Source organism: Micromonospora sp. SCSIO 07396, assembly GCF_053667945.1.
In genome coordinates this window covers 7,040,816-7,058,449 of the sequence record NZ_CM132210.1, presented here as the reverse complement: position 1 = coordinate 7,058,449, position 17,634 = coordinate 7,040,816, and the positions used below count along the sequence as shown (strand labels likewise).

The window sequence follows — 17,634 nt, the reverse complement described above, 5'->3', positions numbered from 1 at the left end:
GTGGTCCGGTCGGACCACGGTCGGGTCTCAGCCGGCGGTGGTGACCAGGATCTTGTCCTTGCCGCTGCGGTCCTTGGCGTTCTTCTTCATCGCCGCCTCGAACATCTTGCGCCAGCTCGCCACCTGCGGGTGCCGGCGCAGCAGGGCGCGGCGTTCCCGTTCGGTCATGCCACCCCACACGCCGAACTCGATGCGGTTGTCGAGCGCGTCGGCCAGGCACTCGTACCGCACCGGGCAGCTGCGGCAGATCCGCTTCGCGACGTTCTGCTCGGCGCCCTGTACGAACAACGCGTCCGGGTCTCCGTTCTGACACGCCGCCAGCGACGGCCAGTCAGTGATCATCCCCATCTGTACACGTCCCCCCTTGCAGTACCAACCGACTCGTGCGACCAGCCGTCGTTCCCCCCGGTCGTCCGGCCCGTTCCTTCCCCAAGGAGGCACGGACGACGTGTGGCTCGGGTCGCCGCCACCATCATGCTCTGTAGTCGCATGATTACGCAACGTTGTCGGCGAAATCCAACATTCCGGACAGTCCCGGCTTCCCGGGCCTTCGATCGCCGCTTACCCCGTCGGAGTACGTGAAAACGCTGCGCGGGCTCCACCGGTCGGTGGAGACTCGGCGCGGTCACCCGCAACCTCGCACCGGGGGTCGTGCGTTTAGCACAACGAGGTCGGCGCGCGCAGGAAATGGGGAAAGAACGCCCCGGCGCCCCTCGTTCCCTACTCGCGTACCCTGTCGAGGTGACCTGGATGCGGAAACGTGACCACAATGTCTTCACCAACGCCGCATCGCTACTGATCTGCGGCCTGCTGGCCGGTGTGGTGGTGGCGGCGGCGGCCTTCCCCGCGGTGGCGATGTCCGGTCTGGCGGCCAAGGCCGGCGCCGAGACCTTCGGCGCGCTGCCCAAGGAGCTGACGGTGGCCCGCGCGCCACAGATCAGCTACCTGCTCGCCAACGACGGCAAGACCCCGCTGGCGACCATGTACGACGAGAACCGGCGCGACGTCAAGCTCGCGGACATCTCCCCGTACATGCAGAAGGCGATCATCGCCGCCGAGGACCACGACTTCTACAAGCACAACGGCGTGGACGTCAACGGCGTGGCCCGGGCGTTCGTCAACAACCAGTCCGGCACCAACTCGCAGCAGGGTGCGTCCACCCTGACCATGCAGTACGTCCGGCTGGCCATCGCCTACTCGGCCACCCACCCGGCCGACGTGGTCGCCGCGACCGAGGACACCAGCGCCCGCAAGATCCGCGAGATGCGGCTGGCCCTCCAGGTCGACAAGGAGTTCTCGAAGGACGAGATCCTCACCCGCTACCTGAACCTCGCCTCCTTCGGCAACGGCGCGTACGGCATCTTCGCCGCCAGCCAGGTGTACTTCGGCAAGTCCCCCAAGAACCTCAAGATCGAGGAGGCGGCGCTGCTGGCCGGCATGGTCAAGGCGCCGACTACCAACGATCCGACCACCCGCAGCGGCTACCCGCTCGCGCTCGACCGGCGTAACTACGTCATCGACAACATGGTCAAGACGAAGGCCATCACCCAGCAGGAGGCCGACGCCGCCAAGGCGACCAAGCTGGTGGTGAAGGACAAGCGCACCCCGAACGGCTGCGTCGCCACCAACCAGAAGGACTGGGGCTTCTTCTGCGACTACTTCTACCGCTGGTGGCTTTCGCAGGAGACCTTCGGCTCCACCACGTACGACCGGGAGCGGCGGCTCAAGAGCGGTGGCTACACCATCACCACCACGCTCGACGTGCAGGCGCAGAACGGTGCCGACCGGGCCGTCCGCCGCAACCTCGGGGTGAACAGCAAGGCCGCCCGGATGGTCGCCGCGATCGAGCCGGGCACCGGTCGGGTGCGCGCGCTGTCGGTCAACCGGAACTTCAAGATCGATGATCCGAAGAAGCCGCAGAACAAGCTCTCCAGCGACCCCAAGAAGGCCAAGAAGAAGATCCGGGGCAACTACCCCAACACGGTGAACCCGCTGCTCAGCGGCGGCCAGGGCATCACCGGCTACCAGGCCGGCTCGACGTTCAAGATGTTCACCATGGTGGCCGCGCTGGAGAAGGGCATCCCGCTCGCCTACCAGATCAACTCGCCGCCGGTCTTCAAGTCGGAGTACATCGTCGAGCAGAACTCGCCCGCCGCCTGCCCGGGGACGCACTTCTACTGCCCCAAGAACGCCTCGGCGAGCATGGCCGGCGTGCACAACATGTGGACCGCCTTCGGCAGCTCGGTCAACACCTACTTCGTCCCGCTGGAGCAGCAGGTCGGCGCGGAGAACGTGATCAAGGCGGCGCAGAAGCTCGGCATCACCTTCCGCAGCAGCGACGACGCCCGCCGGGCCACCAAGGAGGGCGGCGCCAACCAGTGGGGCGCGTTCACCCTGGGTGTCTCCCAGACCACCCCGCTGGAGTTGGCCAACGCCTACGCCACCCTGGCGGCCGACGGGAAGTACTGCGAGCCGATCCCGGTGCAGCAGATCAAGGACCCGGAGGGCAACAAGCTCGACGTCGCCAACCCGCGTTGTGAGCAGCGGATCTCGACCGAGGTGGCCCGGGCCGCCGTGGACGCGGCCCGCTGCCCGGTCGGTGACCGGTCGTCGGTCTCCAAGTGCTCCGGGGCGACCGCCCGCAACGTCCGGGGCATCGTCGGCAAGCCGGTGGCCGGCAAGTCCGGCACCACCGACAGCGAGAAGACCTCCTCGCTGGTGGCGATGACCAAGCAGTTCGCGGTGGCCGGCATCATGGCCGACCCGGACTGGGCGCAGACCAACCAACAGATGGGCCACGACACGGCCACCGGCATCAACCCGGCGGTCTACGAGACGCTGCGGGACGCCATGAAGGGCAAGCCCGGCGTCGAGTTCACCCCACCCAACGGCAAGATCATCAACGGTGACCAGCGTTCCATCCCGAACGTGAAGTGCCAGTCGGTGGACGGAGCCCGGGGCAAGCTCAAGGAGGCCGGCTTCTCCGTCGTCGTCTCCGACAACAAGATCGCCTCGGAGTGCCCGGCCGGCACCGTCGCCGGCACCAGCCCCAACGGCCGCACCATCAAGGGCGGCGTGGTCACCATCGAGGTGAGCAGCGGCGGCGGCAGCACCCCGAACCAGGGCGGCAACACGCCCGGCGGGCCCGGCGGGCCGGGCGGCCGACCACCAGGCAACAACTGACCCGTACCGACGACGACGGGCGGGCACCCCACACGGGGTGCCCGCCCGTTGCGTGTCCGGCGTACCGGCGAAGCGGACCGACCGGCGTGACGGTGGGTCAGAGGCCGAGCTGTCGGCGTACCTCGGCGGCGACGCGACCACCCTCGGCCCGGCCGGCCACCGCGGCCTGGGCCGCCTTCATCGCCGGGCCCATCTGGGACTTCTCGGTGAAGCCGCCCGCGGCCAACGCCCCCGACACCAGCTCCGTCAGCTCCTGCTCCGAGAGCTGCTTGGGCAGGTAGCGATCGAGCACCGCACCCTCGGCGGTCTCCTTGTCGGCCTGCTCGGCGCGGCCGGCGTCGGCGAACGCGGCAGCCGCCTCCCGGCGCTTCTTCGCCTCCTTGGTCAGCACCGCGAGCACCTCGTCGTCGGAGAGCTCGCGCTTGGCCTTGCCGGCGACCTCGGCGTTGCCGACGGCGGCCAGCGCCATCCGCAACGTGGAGGTGGTCAGCTCGTCGCGCGCCTTGAGGGCGGCGCGCATGTCTGCGGTCAGGCGGTCCTTCAGCGTGCTCATGGACGGTCAAACTACCCTGGTCGGCATGCGAAAGCGCACACTATTCGGCCTCGCCGCCGGGACCGTCGCCGCCGGGGCGGCCACCCTGGCGTACGCGTCCCTCGTCGAACGCAACATGTTCACCCTGCGCCGGTACGACGTGCCGGTGCTGCCGGCCGACGCCGAGCCACTGCGCGTGCTGCACCTGTCGGACCTGCACATGATGCCCGACCAGCGGCGCAAGCAGCAGTGGGTGGCGTCGCTCGCCGCCCTCGACCCGGACCTGGTGGTGGTCACCGGGGACAACATGGCCCACCCCGACGCGGTGCCCGGGGTGCTGCGCGCCCTGCAACCGCTGCTCGACTACCCGGGCGCGTTCGTCTTCGGCTCCAACGACTACACCGGGCCGGTCTGGAAGAACCCGTTCACCTACTTCCTGCCCGGCCGGGAGTACACCGAGGGCGCCGCCCTGCCGTACGAGGAACTGCGTGACGTCCTCACCGGGGCCGGCTGGGCGGACCTCAACAACGCGCGTACCTCACTCAAGGCCGGTGGCCGCCTCGTCGAGCTGGTCGGCGTGGACGACCCGCACATCGGGCAGGACGACTACCCGGCCGTCGCCGGCCCGGTCACCCCCACCGCCGACCTGTCCATCGCGCTCGCCCACGCCCCGGAACCGGCGCTGCTCGACCAGATGGCCGCCGACGGCTTCGGCCTGCTGCTGGCCGGGCACACCCACGGCGGTCAGGTCTGCGTACCCGGCTACGGCGCGCTGGTGACCAACTGCGGCCTGCCCAGGGCGATGGCGAAGGGCCTGCACAGGTGGCCCGGCTCCGATTCCTGGCTGCACGTCTCGGCGGGCCTCGGCACCCACCCCACCGCCCCGGTCCGCTTCGCCTGCCCACCCGAGGCCAGCATCCTCACCCTCACCCCCCGCTGATCCCTGCTCTGCTGCCCCCACCGCCTCCTGCCCTGCTACGCCTTCTCGCCCACTCCATGATCAGATTGCCGAAATGCAGACGACACGCCGTCAACACTGCGCGAAATCGCAATCTGATCATGGAGCAGGTGAGGTGACCCGGTCGGCAGCAGGGCGGAACCGGGCGACGGAGGGCCATCAGAGACACCCCCGGCCCCGAGCGGCCGGAGCCGGGGGGTACCGAGTTTGATCGGCGGAGCGGGTGGGCTACTATTTCACCGCACGCCTCGGGGTGTGGCGCAGCTTGGTAGCGCGCTTCGTTCGGGACGAAGAGGTCGTCGGTTCGAATCCGGCCACCCCGACAGAGGTCAGAGGGCACATCCGATCCATGGATGTGCCCTCTAGTGCTTCTGTACGGCAGTGGAGTACAGCAGCTGTCACCGCAGACTCTCGCCCAGGCGCTTGAGGGCGTCGCGGGTGGCGTCCGAGGACGCCTGCGAATAGATCTCCATCGTCACCGACACCTCGGCGTGCCGGAGCACCTGCATGATGACGCGCGGGTGCACGTCCAGGTCGACGAGCAGGGTCGCACAGGTACGCCGGGCATCGTGCACGGTGATCTTCCGTACTCCGGCACGGGCGCAGCGGGCGTCCCAGGAGCGGTTGAAGTTGCGCGGCTCGATGGGGGTTCCGTAACGGGTGGTGAACAGCAGTGGCGATCCCTGCCAGGCGATGCCCGCCTCGTCGCGGTCGGCCTTCCTCGCCTGCTGGCGGAGGGCGAGTGCCGCCGCGCAGATGTCCGGCAGCGGGAGGGTGGCGTCCGAGGTCTGGGTCTTGGTCTCCCGGTGCAGCAGTTGGCCGCCGACCCGCTGCAACTGCCAGCCGATCGACAGCTCCCCCGCCGCCAGGTCGACGGCGTCCCCGGTGAGGCCGAGCACCTCTCCCTTGCGCAGGCCGAGCACCAGGATCAGCACGTACGCGGCGTAGAGCGGATCGCGGTCGGCCCGCGCGGACTCCAGGAAGCGACGCGCCTCGTCGCTGGTCCACGCCCGGCCCCGGCGGCGACGGACCGGTGGGAGCTTGACCAGGGCGGCGGCGTTGCGGGTGACCAGTTCCTCGGTGGCCGCGTGGTTGAGCGCGGAGCGCAGCACGCCCCGGACGTCCTTGACGGTGCGGGCGGACGGCACGTCACCACAGCACCGACCGAGCGCGCAGCAGCGCTTCTTGAGTTCCGGGCGGCGGGCGTCCTTGCCCTGGGCGCAGCACTGGCAGGCGCGGGCCACCTCGTTGATCCAGGTCTGCACGTCGCGCACCTGGAGCCGGTCGAGCCGCTTCCCGCCGAGGCCGGGGATCACGTACAGCCGGAGGATCGTCTCGTATGTGGCGCAGGTCAGCGGCGCGAGGTTGGGGCGCACGACCTCCCGGTGCCAGTAGGTCAGGTAGTCGCCGAGGGTCGGCACCCGGGTGGCGACCGGCCCGGCCTTGGCCTGCTGGTGCAGCTTGATCCACTTGTCGTGGACGACCTCCCGGGTCTGGCCGTAGACGTACTTGCGGGTCCGCTTCCCGTCGGGCCTGGTGACCCAGACGTACGCGGCGAAGCCGTTGCGGTACGGGAAGATCGAGCCTTCGCCGTTGGCGCGGGTGCGGGCGGGCATCAGGCGGCCTCCTGCCGCTGGACCTGCTCGCGGACGTACTCGTCGACCCACTCGGGCAGGACGCGGCGGTACTTGCCGTCCTTGATGGAGCGCAGCTCGCCGGTGGCGATCTTCATCTTGACCTTGGACAGGCCGAAGCCGAGCAGCACGGCGACCTCGGCGGGCGAGTACCAGCGTGGGGTGAGGTGCCGGGTCACGCCGCCACCCCCGACCACGCCTCGTGGGCGAGTTCTTCCCGGCCGACGCGTCGGCGTTCCCGGCGTCGGGCGGCGGCGGTGTTGGCGAGCAGGGCGTCGCCGTCGGTCAGCCAGCCGGAGCCGACGAAGGCCAACGTGCCGACGGTGACCGTGCCGGCGGTGTCGTCGCTGTCGGCCGTGTCGGTGTGCTCGGTACGGCGGTAGGCGGCGCGGGTGTCGCGGAGCAGGCCGAAGGTGACCGAGTAACGGCGGGCTTTGGTGAGGAAGTGGCCGCCGTAGCCGAGCATGTGTGCCCATCGGCGCAGCCCGGCGTAAATGTTCGGTGTGGGGTCAAGGTCGCCTTGACGGTCTTCTGTCGTCCCGACTGTCCGGGTGGGGCGGTGCCGGGTGGGGCGGCCGAGTCGCCAGCAGGCGTCGATGAGGCGGGCGAGGTGGTCGCCTTCCGGGTCGGCGTAGGCGTCGACGGTGTCCGGGGTGAGTCGGGTGGAGCAGTGACCGGTGACCTCGGTGGACTTGGTGGCGTACTTGGCGAGGTAGGCGGCGACCTTGGCGTCGGTCACGTCGCCGTCGCTGGTGCCGATGCGGCGTACGTCGACCTGCTCACCCCAGGCGATCGGCCAGCCCTGTGGGCGGTCGGGGTGCGGCGGGGTGGTGACGGTGATCTGTCGGGTGGCGGCGTGGACGGCGGCGTCGAGGTCGTCGACGGTGATGCCGGCCGGCGGCGGGACCAGGGCGTGCCGGTCGTGCGGGTCGACGCCGTCGAGGCGCAGCAGGACGTGGAAGTGCACCGCGCCCCGGCGCTGCATCTCGGCGACCTTGCCGTGGGACACCCGCACCGGAGGCACCCGCCGGATTCGGCCGGAGTCGGTGACGACCTGGACGTGGGGGATGCCGCGTCGGCGGCACACTGCGGTGAGGTGGCGTTCGATCGCCTGTTTCGTGCGTCGCCACAGCTCGCCCGAGGAGTAGTTCCAGACGGCCTGGTGGTCGTGGTCGTAGCAGTCCAGGCAGAGCGGTCGACCGAGCTGAGGATCGTCGGCGTCGTGGCGGGTGAAGCAGGCTGCGGGTTGTCCGTGTGGGCAGGTGCCGGCGGTGCTCCGGGCGCGGCAGGGTGCCGGGCGGCAGTCGCAGCGTCGCCGGCTGGCGCAGGTGTGTCGGGGGATGTGCCGGTGGTGCACCGGGCCGAAGGATGGCGCGGTGAAGGTGGCGAAGACGACCGGATGCGCGCTGACAGTGGCGGGGATGGTCTTGCCGCCGGTCAGGCCGCAGCGGACGACCTGGAAGGCGTCACCGGCGTAGACCCAGGCGCAGTCGGGGCACTGGGCGGCACGGCGGTTGCCGCACGCCTTGTACAGCGTCCGGTCGGGCAGCTCGTCGGTGTGCTGCTCGGCCAGGACCCGGCCGGTGGCGGGTTCGACGGTGGCGAGGGTGCCGGTCAGGCGGATCGGGCGGGTGCAGCCTCCGGCGGCGCGGGTGTGCTCCAGCCAGCCGAAGTAGTCCGGGGCGACGACGCGGCGCAGGGCCTGGGCGTCACGACCGGCGGTGAGGGTGGACACGGCTTTCTCCTCAAGAGGTGGCAGGGGACGGGCGACGAACTGCCACCGGACGCCGGAGCGGTGTCCGTCGGTGGTGTTCGTGGTGTCTCCTGGCACCGCCGGAGAGGGCGGCTCACGCCGGAGGGCGGGGTTCGGCCATCGGCCTCGGACCGCCGTTGAGCTGAGTTTCTGAATCTTGGGTGATGCCGGGACGGGTGGGGGTGCCTGGTTGTCGGCTTCCGGTGGGTTGCCGCAGGCGATCCCCACCCGTTGAGGTGCGCGAATCCGAGGGCCATCGTGGACGGCGGGAAGGCCGTGCTGGGCCGCTCAGCGGATTTGTGGCCGATGCATCGGCCGGTGCGGTCGAGAGTCGGCGGGACGTGGCCCGCATCAGCGGCAGGAAGGCCGCTCGGCAGCTCCGAAGTCGAGTTCAGCGATCTGGCGGGAAGGCCGCACTGGCGTGCTCGACGAGGGCCAGAGTAGCACCGGGTACCGACACGTCAACCCGCCGTGAACCCGCAGCGGCGTCCGGCTGCCTGCTGGTGTGGGAGGACCTTCTGTACGTCTATCAAGGCGGCCCGACAAGCGGGCCGCACGCGCCGCCGCCAGGGCGCGTGGCCCGGCCCCTCTGCGTTGCGACAGGGCCGGACCACGCCAGCGCCCGGCGGCTGGCGCGGAAGCGGAGAACCCGACCGGGCCGCAGCAGATCGACAGACTGTTGACGGATGAAGGGGCGGGCCGGCAGCCGGCCGAGCCGCGCGGCCACGAGCCCGCGCGGCACAGAAAGGCACCCAGCCGCTTGGCAAGCCTCAAGCCATGGGGGCGGTGTCCGCGCGGGTGGCGTGCCGGTCGTCCAGGAGCCGGCTCACGGTCGATCAAGGTCAAGTCAACTGCTCACCTGGGAGGGGAGGGGTGACCGCCGGGGGCGAGATCCCGACCCCGGGAGCCGGGCCCGCGGCGGGCGAGGTTGGGTCAACTGCGCCACGGTGGCTGTGTCCGTTGGGGGCGCGGTCCGCGACACGAGAGCCGACTCAGTCTGTTCCCGCGACCTCCGTCCGTGTGTCAAGGTCCGCTTGACGCGACGGTCTGAATGGCGGCCGGATCCTCGCGCAGCACGGGCTGCTGCCCGGCGCAAGATCCCATTCTCAACGCCCAAGCAGTGCTTTTCTCACCGAGGCGCCGCCGACTCATCGCGTTTTTTGCCGGTCAGATCTCCCCGCCTACTGGTGTCGGTGCCGACCTGCGCTTACACGCTGATGAGCGGCGTCAGGGCCGCCGTCCTTGTAAGGCTCGTCCCAGTCGATATCTTCCGGGCCGTCCCACGGCTTGCCTTTGGCGTGTGTCAGTACGAGCACCGAGTCACATGCCGTGGCCTGCCCCTTAGTGTCCTTCCAGATCCGACTGACCTTCCTGTCAATATCGATGAAGTCGTCAATGGTCTCGACCAACCTCAGCGTCGTCTCACTGCTGACGTCTGCCCAAATCTTGCTTGCCAGCTGGATGACCTCCTTGCCGGGATTGGCTACATCACCAATCACAATCGCAGCCACGCCGTTGGGCTTAAGGACTCGTTCTATGCCCTGGATGGTCCGCGTCATGAATTCACGGTACGAGTCGTAGGTGTGGCGGTGATCGAGCGTCTTGTCGAGGTTACGACGTCCGGCGCCCCGTTCTCGGCCCACTTCCTCAACTCCCAAAAGCCACAGCCGAATCCAGTTCGCCGTACCGTAGTTGACGACCTGCAAGTATGGCGGCGACGTCACCACAAGGTCCACGCTTCTGGCTCGAATACGGTCACTCAACATGAGTTGGGCAGCGTCCTCATGAAACACCTGGCCATCAGGTCCGTCTACCGCGTCCAGGTAGACGCGGGCCAGCTTCTCGCGCAGACGTTCGAACACATCCTGGGGTGGCTTAACCAGCCCCTTCTCGCGGATAAACTTCTCCACATAGGAGGGCGACATGCTGAACGTGTTGGGCATGCTAATGCTCAGGTACTGCGACGTGCCGTCGCGACGGAATGAGCCATGCATGATGCCTGCCAGGGAACCCGCGATCACTGTCTCTGCGGCGGTCCACTCGGTGAACGGCTTACGATGCAGCTCCTCGCGAAGGAAAACCAGCTGCCGCAAAGTTGTGGGATGGTAAAGCATCTCAATGTCGGGAGAAACCGCAACCGGCTGGGCTTTGGACTGCCGGTAACGCTCCTCTATCTGCCCGAGGCGCTCCAGCACAATCTTGTACTCTGGGGCCTTCGCCTTTGCATGCGTCAGAACGTAGGCCAGCGGGCTGAGGTCGTTGCTGATCGACCGCCGACCCTCAGCTCGGGCCTGCAGTGCCACGGTGCCGCGGCCGCTGAAAGGGTCGAGTACAACGTCCCCGGGCCGGGTATAGCGCTGGATAAAGTAGTGCGCCAGCTTGGCTGGGAACATGCCGTGGTATGAGCACATGGTGTGCATCGAGTGGCCCCATCGTTGGGGCGCGGTGTGCCACAGGTGGCCCCGAGAGGTGGTGCCACCATCGAGTGGCTTGGCCTCAGGTGGCTCGAAGAAGGCGTCTTCAGACCAGTCCAAGGATGCAGTGGTCATGTCAGGTACTCCGCTAGGGAACGGGCCGCCGCTTGTAGAACCAGTTCGGGCGACTCACGGGCTACCCGGGACAGGTGCCGTCGTGCCGCCACCGTGCTGCGCCGAGGCTGCGCCTTGGCTGGCGCGGCAGGCCCGCATTGCGCAGGTTCAGCAATCTCCGGCTGCGGAGCCTTCGGCTCTGGCATTTCCGGCAGCGTCAGGTTCATGGCCCGCCGCAGCCCCAGATCCTTCTTGACGAGCCGCAGGTCTTCGACTTCCCGATAGTGCTCAGGGTTTAGATCGCCGGTCGCGGACTCCACCACGGCCGTAGGTACCCTCTGCACGCTGCCGTGCCGGGCCGCCACAATCGTGCGGTCGATCCATTCGTCCGGAGTCTCGCCGTTTTCGCAAAAGCTCTGCGTCAGCACGTGCTCCAGGCCGCCGGCCGTCAGCCGCAGCCAAGCGTACGGGTTGGAGGCCGGGAAGACCTCCGCATCCATAAGGTCGACGATCCTGGCAAACAGGCCGCCACGCTGTACGAGCCGCCACAACCCGGTGTAGTTGCGGAGCGTCGCCGGCGATACTCCAAGGTACCGTGCAATGTCGGCCTTTTTCACCCGCGCGGACTGATGCAGGTGCTCAACAAGTGACGCCAGTTGGCTGGGTAGCAGGTCCTGATAGATGTCCGTCTGGTATCGGATCTCGAACCGACGTTCGTAGTCGGTGAGATAGGCCGGCACGGTCTCGAACCGCTCCGGGTAGTCCTGTCGAATTGCCTGGATGGCACGCAGCCGCATGGTGCCATCAACCACGAGGTAATTGCCGGTCGGCAGATGCGCCACTTTCAGCGGCTCGGCCAGTCCGATCTCCTCGATGGACGCCCTTAGCCGATCTTCGAACTGCTTTGAACTCCCCGATCGCCGAAGCTCGTCGCTGAGGATCAGCTCGTCCGGTCGCAGTGCAACAAGCTTCAACTCGCCACCGCCCGTCGCGGGGTCGGGCCACCAAATTCAATGGGCAGCTCCGCGCCCAGCTGACCCAGCCGCGCTTCGATGGATCCGGCCGGCAGCCGGTGCAGCGTGGCGCAGGCCCAAGCCAACAACTTCAATCGAGCCAAACTGTGCTCCGGCCCCAGATGTACCAGGTCCTTCCAGCCGAGCGCCTCGAACAGCACTTCGAGCTCCCTCGTCTTCAGCTTGAACCCAGCGATGGCGCTAACAGCGTCCGACCGCTCGTCGGGACCCATGTACCTCGCGATCACCGCGTGCAGGGCCAAGTTGAGGTTGCCATCCTGCAGGGCGGCCACCTCACGGTTACTGGCGCCCTCGAGCTGGCTCTCCAGCCTACGGACCGTCGCGGGGGTGACGCCGAACCGCTTGGCCACGCTGGCCGTCTCCTCACCATCCTGACGCGCCCGGGCGATGAGCACTGCCCGGTCGATGGGACGCATCCGCAGCCGGGCCACGTTCTCGACGAGAAACTGCTGGACCTTCTCGTACTCGCCGAACTCGTCGTCTACCACTATCGCTGGGATTCTTTCGATGCCCAGGAGGCGGCAAGCCAGCGTCCGGCCCTGCCCCTTAATCAGGAGATAGTCGCCGGAGCCGTCCGGCGCGACCCGGACGGTCACCGGGGTGAGCACGCCGAACTGCTCGATGGACTGGCACAGCTCGCGGTGACCTTCTCGGTCGCGTTTACGTCCCAGACCATCCTCGGGGCGAATCTTGGCGACTGAGATCGCCTGGATGCGCGGCTGCTTCACCCCGCGTCGCGTACGCGGCCCCCGGGCCTCAACTAAGCGCCGGGACTCAAGATCGCCGCGCCCCGTGGGGGCGTCTGTAGCCACGTCCGTCACCTTTCCTAACTTACACACCTGTCATTTCACCACTGAGGTACGACAGACCCTCCCAGGGGGGCGGCCCGGTAGGCAACACGGGGGCGGAACTGTCCTCTGGCCTGCGCTGATGCTGTCGCTGGACTGCTGCCGAGCGAAGATCCTGTCCTTCGCTCCGCGTCACCCATCATGTGCGGGGGTGAGCCCTGGGGCGGCCGGGGTGACGACACGGCGATGCGGGTCACGGCGTGGATACCCGCGAGAGAAGGTAGGGGGCTCGCCGCCGTTTTTACGCTACTTCGCGTCGTTTGGCTCGACACCACGCATCGCTTCTACACCCGCGTTTACAAGGGTCGGGACGCCACGCCTCGACTGCGGGCAGCTATCGAGGTGATGCTGTTCGTCATCGGATCGTGCGAGGTGGAGAGCGTCGAGGACCGTGCGCGGTTCTACGTCTCGGAGCGCTCCGAGTGGTCCACTCGCTTGGGGACCACACTTGACATCCTCGACACCCAATCTTTCCGAGGAAGGCGCTGGCCACTCGACCATCCGCGAGGAGGAGCAGCCGGACGAGAGCGTCGGCGCCGCCGCTGCTGCCGCTTGAGACAACCCTAGGAGTGCTGCGCCACTTGCCGCGGCGCTCCTGGGACGGGTGGTCTCAACTTCCGTCCCGTTGTCCCTCACGGTTCCACTCTGCCACAGCAGATGCCTCGACACGGGCTGCCAGGAGGGCCCAGTCTCGGCAGGACAGATCGATCTTGCCGAAGGCCCGTCTAATGTAGACCGCACGTCTGACAAGACCAGGACTGACGGACATGGCTTGCGTTGCGCCCGGCGTAGAAGGCTGTGATCATTTCTGGATTCGGCAGCCCGAGGCATCGGTGACATAGCCTACGTGCGACGCCTCGGAGGGGAGGGGCAGCGTTGACGCTGCGGGACCTGGGCCTCGGCCCTGCGTACCGATCGGGCCGCGACATGCTGCTCGATGACTTTTACGTGCCGTGCCTCCAGGAGGCCCTGCTCTACGACCGGGCGGTGGGGTACTTCAGCAGCACGCTGTACCACGTGGTTGCCCTGGCCTTCTCCGACTTCGTTCGGCGAGGTGGCCGCATGCGGCTGATATGTTCGCCTGCCCTCACGCCCGAGGACTTCGCCGCAATGAAAGAGGCCGACGAAATCGGCCGCCACGCCCAGTCAACCGTCCGTGCCGACCTGCAGATGCTGCTGACCCGTCCAGAGGCGGTACCAGTCACCCGACTGCTGGCGACCCTGATCGCCAATGACATCGTAGACGTGCGCATCGCCTTCACTGACAATCCGAGCGGCATCTTCCATGACAAGCTGGGCATCTTCGAGGACGCGGAGGGCAAGCGCGTCAGCTTCGTCGGCAGCGCCAACGAGACGTGGCGGGCGTGGGGCCTCAACCATGAGTCCTTCGAGGTGTTCTGCAGCTGGAAGAACGAGCCGGAACTGCTCCGCACCCGCGATCACGTCGACACTTTCCGGCGGTTGTGGCGGGGCAGAGAGCCGGGTGTACGCATCGCGCACCTGGACCAAGTCACCCGCGAGCAACTCGTCGCGATCGCCGATGACGACCTGGACCACGCTATCAACGCCGTCCGGTCGCTTCGGTTGGGCCGCCAGGCTCAGACGACCGGGCGACCGCTCATGGACCACCAGCGATTGGTGCTGGAGGACTGGGAGGCGAAGGAGCACCATGGCATCGTGAACTTCGCCACCGGTGCCGGTAAGACGCTAACCGCCATCGAGGGCGTCAAACGCTGGACCAGCCGTGGCGGCGCCGCGGTAATTTTGACGCCGGGCCGCGACCTGCACGCCCAGTGGATACGTGAAATCGAGCTTGAGCTTCCAGACGCGCAGATCCTGCCCGCAGGCGCAGGCAGCGACAAGGCGGCCTGGCAGCAGTTACTTCCCGTCTTCAGCGCGCCAGGAAATTCGGCTCACCATCGCCGAATCGTGGTGGCGACTAATCACACCTTCGCCAGTAACGATTTCCACCGCCGGCTCAAGAGCGGCGATCACTTGCTGATCGTTGCTGATGAAATGCACCGGGCAGGCAGCCAACGCGTCCTGAATGCGCTAGAGCGTACCAAGTGCGGCGCCGCCCTCGGCCTGAGCGCCACCTTCCGCAGGCAGTTCGATGAGGACGGCACGAGCCGGCTGATGGACTTCTTCGGACCTGTGTTGATGCCGGTGATCGGCTTGGCCGAAGCGCTGATGCTCGGCCTGCTCGTCCCGTACGACTATCGCCTCCACGAACTGCGGCTAGACGACGACGAGATTGAGCAGTACGAGCACCTCACTAAGCGGATCGGACAGATGGTTAGTCAAGGCGTCTCGGTCAACGACGCCAACAGCCCGCTCCAGATGCTCCTGATCCGACGCGCGCGCGTCCTAAAGCAGGCTCGCGGCAAGGTGCCAATGGCAGCCGACATCCTACAGCGGGAGTACCAGGCCGGCGATCGCTGGCTTGTCTACTGCGATGACGTAAAGCAGCTAAAGGCGCTCACCAAGGAGTGTCTCGCCGCCGGACTCCCTGCACTTGAGTTCCACTCCGAGATGACAAGCGACCGCGACGCAGTCATCCGCAGCCTTGGCGAGTACGGCGGCATCGTCATCGCAATCCGCTGCCTCGATGAAGGCATCGACATCCCGGTTACCGACCACGCGCTCATCCTCGCTAGCTCGACCGTGGAACGCGAGTACATCCAGCGACGCGGGCGCGTCCTCCGTCAGGCCCCTGGTACGAATAAGGTCAGCGCTGAGGTTCACGACCTCATGCTTGTCGATCCGATCGGCGGAGCACTCACCAAGAGTGAAGCCATGCGAGCCCTGGAGTTCGTGCGGTTGGCACGGAATACCGCAGCCAGAGAACGGCTCAAGGTGATTGTTTCCCTCAGCCAAGACCCGGTCACGTTGCCTGACTGGATCGACTACGAAGAAGAAGGCGACTGAACATGTTCCAACCCGAGAACGACGAGGCCAGCCATGGCCGGGAAGGCGCCCTGGCGGCCCTTAACGAGGTCGCCGCCGATCTCGACGTAGTCAAGCAATTCGGCGCGGCGGCTGGCGCATTCGAGCCGGAGGACTACCAGCAGCTGATTGCTCTTGCCTGGCGCCACCAGTTCGACGATGACCGGACCAAGTTCAAGCGGGACCTCAGAGCGCTCCAGGAGCACGTCAGCCAGCGAATCCTCGACCGGGTGGAGTTGTCCGAATGAGCCTGCGATTCGAGAGCGTCAGCCTCAAGAATTTCGGTCCATACCGTGAGATTGACACGCTTAACCTAGAGACTGATTCCAGCGCCCCCATCGTCGTGATCCACGGCGAGAACACACTTGGCAAGACCAGCCTGTTCCGGGCGCTACGGTGGTGTTTGTACGGGAGCCCTGAATCGGGGAGTACGCCCGCCCAAGCCGCTCGGCATCTGTCTGAGTACATGAACCGCCCGGCGGCGAGAGACGGCGAGACTGACATGCAGGCGTGCATGCAGTTCACAGCAAATGGGCACAAGTACCGGCTCGTGCGCACTGCGAGGTTCGAAGGCGGACCGCCAAAGCTATCCGCCGATCTTCGTGTGGACTCAACGGTGATTCAGCAGGCTTCAATCGACGCGGAGATCGGCCGTCTACTGCACCCGCAGATCTCCGAGTTCTTTCTGTTCGATGGTGAGCTGCTCAAGGACTTCTACGACCGACTGAACACGGACCGTGAGCGAGACCTCCTCCGAGACAGCATCGATAACGTACTCGGGATCCCGGCGTTGCAACTGGCCGAGCGGGACGTTGCGACTTTGACCGAGCACGCACTTCAGAAGCAGGCTAAGGCGCTTAAGAACAAGAAAGACGTCGAGAATGCGCGCAAGCAAATCCGCGATTTGAAGTCCAAGCAGGAGAGCTTGGACAAGGACCGAAAAGAGATCGAGGACGCGCTCAGCAAGGCCAAGTCGGCGCTGGAAGACGTCAAGGAGCGCATCGCAGGAGTCGAAGATCTGAAGGCCGATGCTCGTGAGATGGAGGGGTTGGAAGTCCTGATCGCGGGCGGAAAGCAGGAAGAGGAGCAGCTCCGGGAGGACATGCGACGGTTGCTCACAACCGGCTGGCTCGCACCTGCCGCCGGCAAGCTCAACGGGGCCCTGCAAAGAGTCGTGGCGAAGAACGACGCGGCCCAGCAGCAGCAGAAGGCAATCCAGGTCGCCCGTGATCGCGTCGACGTGCTGCGAAAGCAGATCCAGGGTGGGATCTGTCCGGCCTGTCAGCAGGAACTGCCGCCGCCGGACGAGTCGACCCAAATGGATTTGGCGGAGGCAGAAGCCGAGCTGAAGCGGTTGAAGGAATCGGCAGGCGACGGGCCAGATCTTCGCCTTGAGCGGCGGATCCGGGAGCTGATCGATACGACGACTGCCAAGACGTATCAGCAGAAGCAGGAGCAGCTCAATAAGGTTGCCGCTACCCAGTTCGAACGCAACCGCAGGCTCAACGGTCTGAAGGATCGCCTGAAGGACCACGATGCGGCCACGGTCCGTCAACTTGGTGAAGAGCAGGATCGGCTCGAAGCAGCGATCGAGCGATATGGGCAGATCCTCAGGAACCAAAAGCCCAGACAGGACGAGATCAACAAGCAGCAGGAAAAGCTCGCCGGCATTCTGCGGCGCCTTGGGGGCGGCGCCCAGCCAGAGGTTGCAGCCGAGGCGTTCTTCTTCGAGTACGTGCGCACGCTGCTGACGCGGACAATTGAGCGCTACCAGGAGCGGACGCGGGCTGAGGTGGAAAAGGCTGCCAGCGAGATGTTCGTGACGCTAGTCCGCGATCCACAGGCCTACCAGGGGCTCCGCATCAGCCGCGACTACAGGGTTGATCTTGTCGGTAAGTGGGGTGAGGCCATGAAGACGAGTGAGGGCGGTAAGCAGCTCGTCGCCCTCTCGTTGATTGGTGCGCTCAAGCGAGCCGCCGTACGGGGCGGCCCCGTGGTCCTGGACAGCCCGCTGGCGCGTCTTGACCTAGAGCACCGTGCCAACGTCCTAAAGACCTGGGTGCCAGAGCTGGGCAACCAGGCGATCTTGCTCGTGCAGTCAGGCGAGCTCACCGAGGAGCAGGCTCGGAACATTATGGGCAACCGAATCGGGCACGAGTATAGGATCTACCGGCCGAGCGATGATCCCGAAATGGCCACGATCGAGAGGACTCAGTAG

General features: G+C 66.8%; 13 protein-coding genes and 1 tRNA gene. 6 read left to right on the top strand and 8 right to left on the bottom strand.

What is annotated here, in order from left to right; translation table 11 throughout:
- Positions 1 to 27 precede the first annotated feature (27 nt).
- Positions 28 to 348 carry a WhiB family transcriptional regulator gene (locus ACWCHM_RS31040; protein ID WP_145922143.1) on the bottom strand — a complete coding sequence of 107 codons (321 nt, stop codon included), beginning with the start codon at positions 346 to 348 and terminating at the stop codon, positions 28 to 30.
- Positions 349 to 750: 402 nt separating this feature from the next.
- Here ACWCHM_RS31040 and ACWCHM_RS31035 point away from each other — a divergent pair, with 402 nt between their 5' ends.
- Positions 751 to 3,183, top strand: a complete 2,433-nt coding sequence (locus tag ACWCHM_RS31035; RefSeq protein ID WP_281902246.1) for a penicillin-binding protein — start codon at positions 751 to 753, stop codon at positions 3,181 to 3,183.
- A 97-nt stretch (positions 3,184 to 3,280) separates the two neighbouring features.
- Here the strand turns inward: ACWCHM_RS31035 and ACWCHM_RS31030 are convergent, their stop codons facing one another.
- Entirely contained in the window at positions 3,281 to 3,736 is a 456-nt protein-coding gene (locus ACWCHM_RS31030) for a GatB/YqeY domain-containing protein (RefSeq protein WP_088643824.1), read from the bottom strand.
- A 25-nt stretch (positions 3,737 to 3,761) separates the two neighbouring features.
- On the opposite strand from ACWCHM_RS31030, the gene ACWCHM_RS31025 reads away from it, so the two are divergent.
- Together ACWCHM_RS31025 and ACWCHM_RS31020 are read left to right on the top strand one after the other, a co-directional pair.
- On the top strand, positions 3,762 to 4,655 hold the full coding sequence (locus ACWCHM_RS31025) for a metallophosphoesterase (RefSeq protein ID WP_454220958.1): 894 nt from the start codon (positions 3,762 to 3,764) through the stop codon (positions 4,653 to 4,655).
- Positions 4,656 to 4,922: 267 nt separating this feature from the next.
- Positions 4,923 to 4,996 (top strand) — tRNA-Pro (locus ACWCHM_RS31020).
- A 75-nt stretch (positions 4,997 to 5,071) separates the two neighbouring features.
- On the opposite strand, the gene ACWCHM_RS31015 is transcribed toward ACWCHM_RS31020, so the two are convergent.
- From ACWCHM_RS31015 to ACWCHM_RS30990, 6 genes are all read right to left on the bottom strand, one after another.
- Positions 5,072 to 6,289, bottom strand: a complete 1,218-nt coding sequence (locus ACWCHM_RS31015; protein ID WP_454220956.1) for a tyrosine-type recombinase/integrase — start codon at positions 6,287 to 6,289, stop codon at positions 5,072 to 5,074.
- Entirely contained in the window at positions 6,289 to 6,486 is a 198-nt protein-coding gene (locus ACWCHM_RS31010) for an excisionase family DNA-binding protein (protein ID WP_026269772.1), read from the bottom strand. Before ACWCHM_RS31010 ends, ACWCHM_RS31015 begins: the two co-directional genes overlap by 1 nt.
- The gene (locus tag ACWCHM_RS31005; RefSeq protein ID WP_454220954.1) at positions 6,483 to 8,042 is read right to left on the bottom strand and encodes a replication initiator; all 1,560 of its coding nucleotides are present in this window, start codon (positions 8,040 to 8,042) and stop codon (positions 6,483 to 6,485) included. Before ACWCHM_RS31005 ends, ACWCHM_RS31010 begins: the two co-directional genes overlap by 4 nt.
- 1,199 nt (positions 8,043 to 9,241) lie before the next feature.
- Positions 9,242 to 10,609, bottom strand: coding sequence for a DNA methyltransferase (locus tag ACWCHM_RS31000; protein WP_454220952.1), 1,368 nt, complete (start codon positions 10,607 to 10,609; stop codon positions 9,242 to 9,244).
- Entirely contained in the window at positions 10,606 to 11,562 is a 957-nt protein-coding gene (locus ACWCHM_RS30995) for a hypothetical protein (protein ID WP_454220950.1), read from the bottom strand. The genes ACWCHM_RS31000 and ACWCHM_RS30995 overlap by 4 nt, the downstream gene beginning before the upstream one ends.
- Positions 11,559 to 12,350, bottom strand: coding sequence for a ParB/RepB/Spo0J family partition protein (locus ACWCHM_RS30990; RefSeq protein WP_454220948.1), 792 nt, complete (start codon positions 12,348 to 12,350; stop codon positions 11,559 to 11,561). The genes ACWCHM_RS30995 and ACWCHM_RS30990 overlap by 4 nt, the downstream gene beginning before the upstream one ends.
- A gap of 996 nt (positions 12,351 to 13,346) precedes the next feature.
- On the opposite strand from ACWCHM_RS30990, the gene ACWCHM_RS30985 reads away from it, so the two are divergent.
- From ACWCHM_RS30985 to ACWCHM_RS30975, 3 genes are read left to right on the top strand one after another with little or no spacing between them, the layout of a single operon-like run.
- Complete coding sequence (locus tag ACWCHM_RS30985; RefSeq protein WP_454220946.1) at positions 13,347 to 15,398, top strand: DEAD/DEAH box helicase family protein; 2,052 nt, start codon at positions 13,347 to 13,349, stop codon at positions 15,396 to 15,398.
- 2 nt (positions 15,399 to 15,400) lie between these two features.
- Positions 15,401 to 15,664, top strand: a complete 264-nt coding sequence (locus ACWCHM_RS30980; RefSeq protein WP_454220944.1) for a hypothetical protein — start codon at positions 15,401 to 15,403, stop codon at positions 15,662 to 15,664.
- On the top strand, positions 15,661 to 17,634 hold the full coding sequence (locus ACWCHM_RS30975) for an AAA family ATPase (protein ID WP_454220942.1): 1,974 nt from the start codon (positions 15,661 to 15,663) through the stop codon (positions 17,632 to 17,634). The genes ACWCHM_RS30980 and ACWCHM_RS30975 overlap by 4 nt, the downstream gene beginning before the upstream one ends.

Excerpts from the sequence above, each read along its gene's own strand:
- ACWCHM_RS31040 (WP_145922143.1), bottom strand. The coding sequence starts at position 348 with ATGGGGATGATCACTGACTGGCCGTCGCTGGCGGCGTGTCAGAACGGA.
- ACWCHM_RS31035 (WP_281902246.1), top strand. The coding sequence starts at position 751 with ATGCGGAAACGTGACCACAATGTCTTCACCAACGCCGCATCGCTACTG.
- ACWCHM_RS31030 (WP_088643824.1), bottom strand. The coding sequence starts at position 3,736 with ATGAGCACGCTGAAGGACCGCCTGACCGCAGACATGCGCGCCGCCCTC.
- ACWCHM_RS31025 (WP_454220958.1), top strand. The coding sequence starts at position 3,762 with ATGCGAAAGCGCACACTATTCGGCCTCGCCGCCGGGACCGTCGCCGCC.
- ACWCHM_RS31015 (WP_454220956.1), bottom strand. The coding sequence starts at position 6,289 with ATGCCCGCCCGCACCCGCGCCAACGGCGAAGGCTCGATCTTCCCGTAC.
- ACWCHM_RS31000 (WP_454220952.1), bottom strand. The coding sequence starts at position 10,609 with ATGACCACTGCATCCTTGGACTGGTCTGAAGACGCCTTCTTCGAGCCA.
- ACWCHM_RS30980 (WP_454220944.1), top strand. The coding sequence starts at position 15,401 with ATGTTCCAACCCGAGAACGACGAGGCCAGCCATGGCCGGGAAGGCGCC.
- ACWCHM_RS30975 (WP_454220942.1), top strand. The coding sequence starts at position 15,661 with ATGAGCCTGCGATTCGAGAGCGTCAGCCTCAAGAATTTCGGTCCATAC.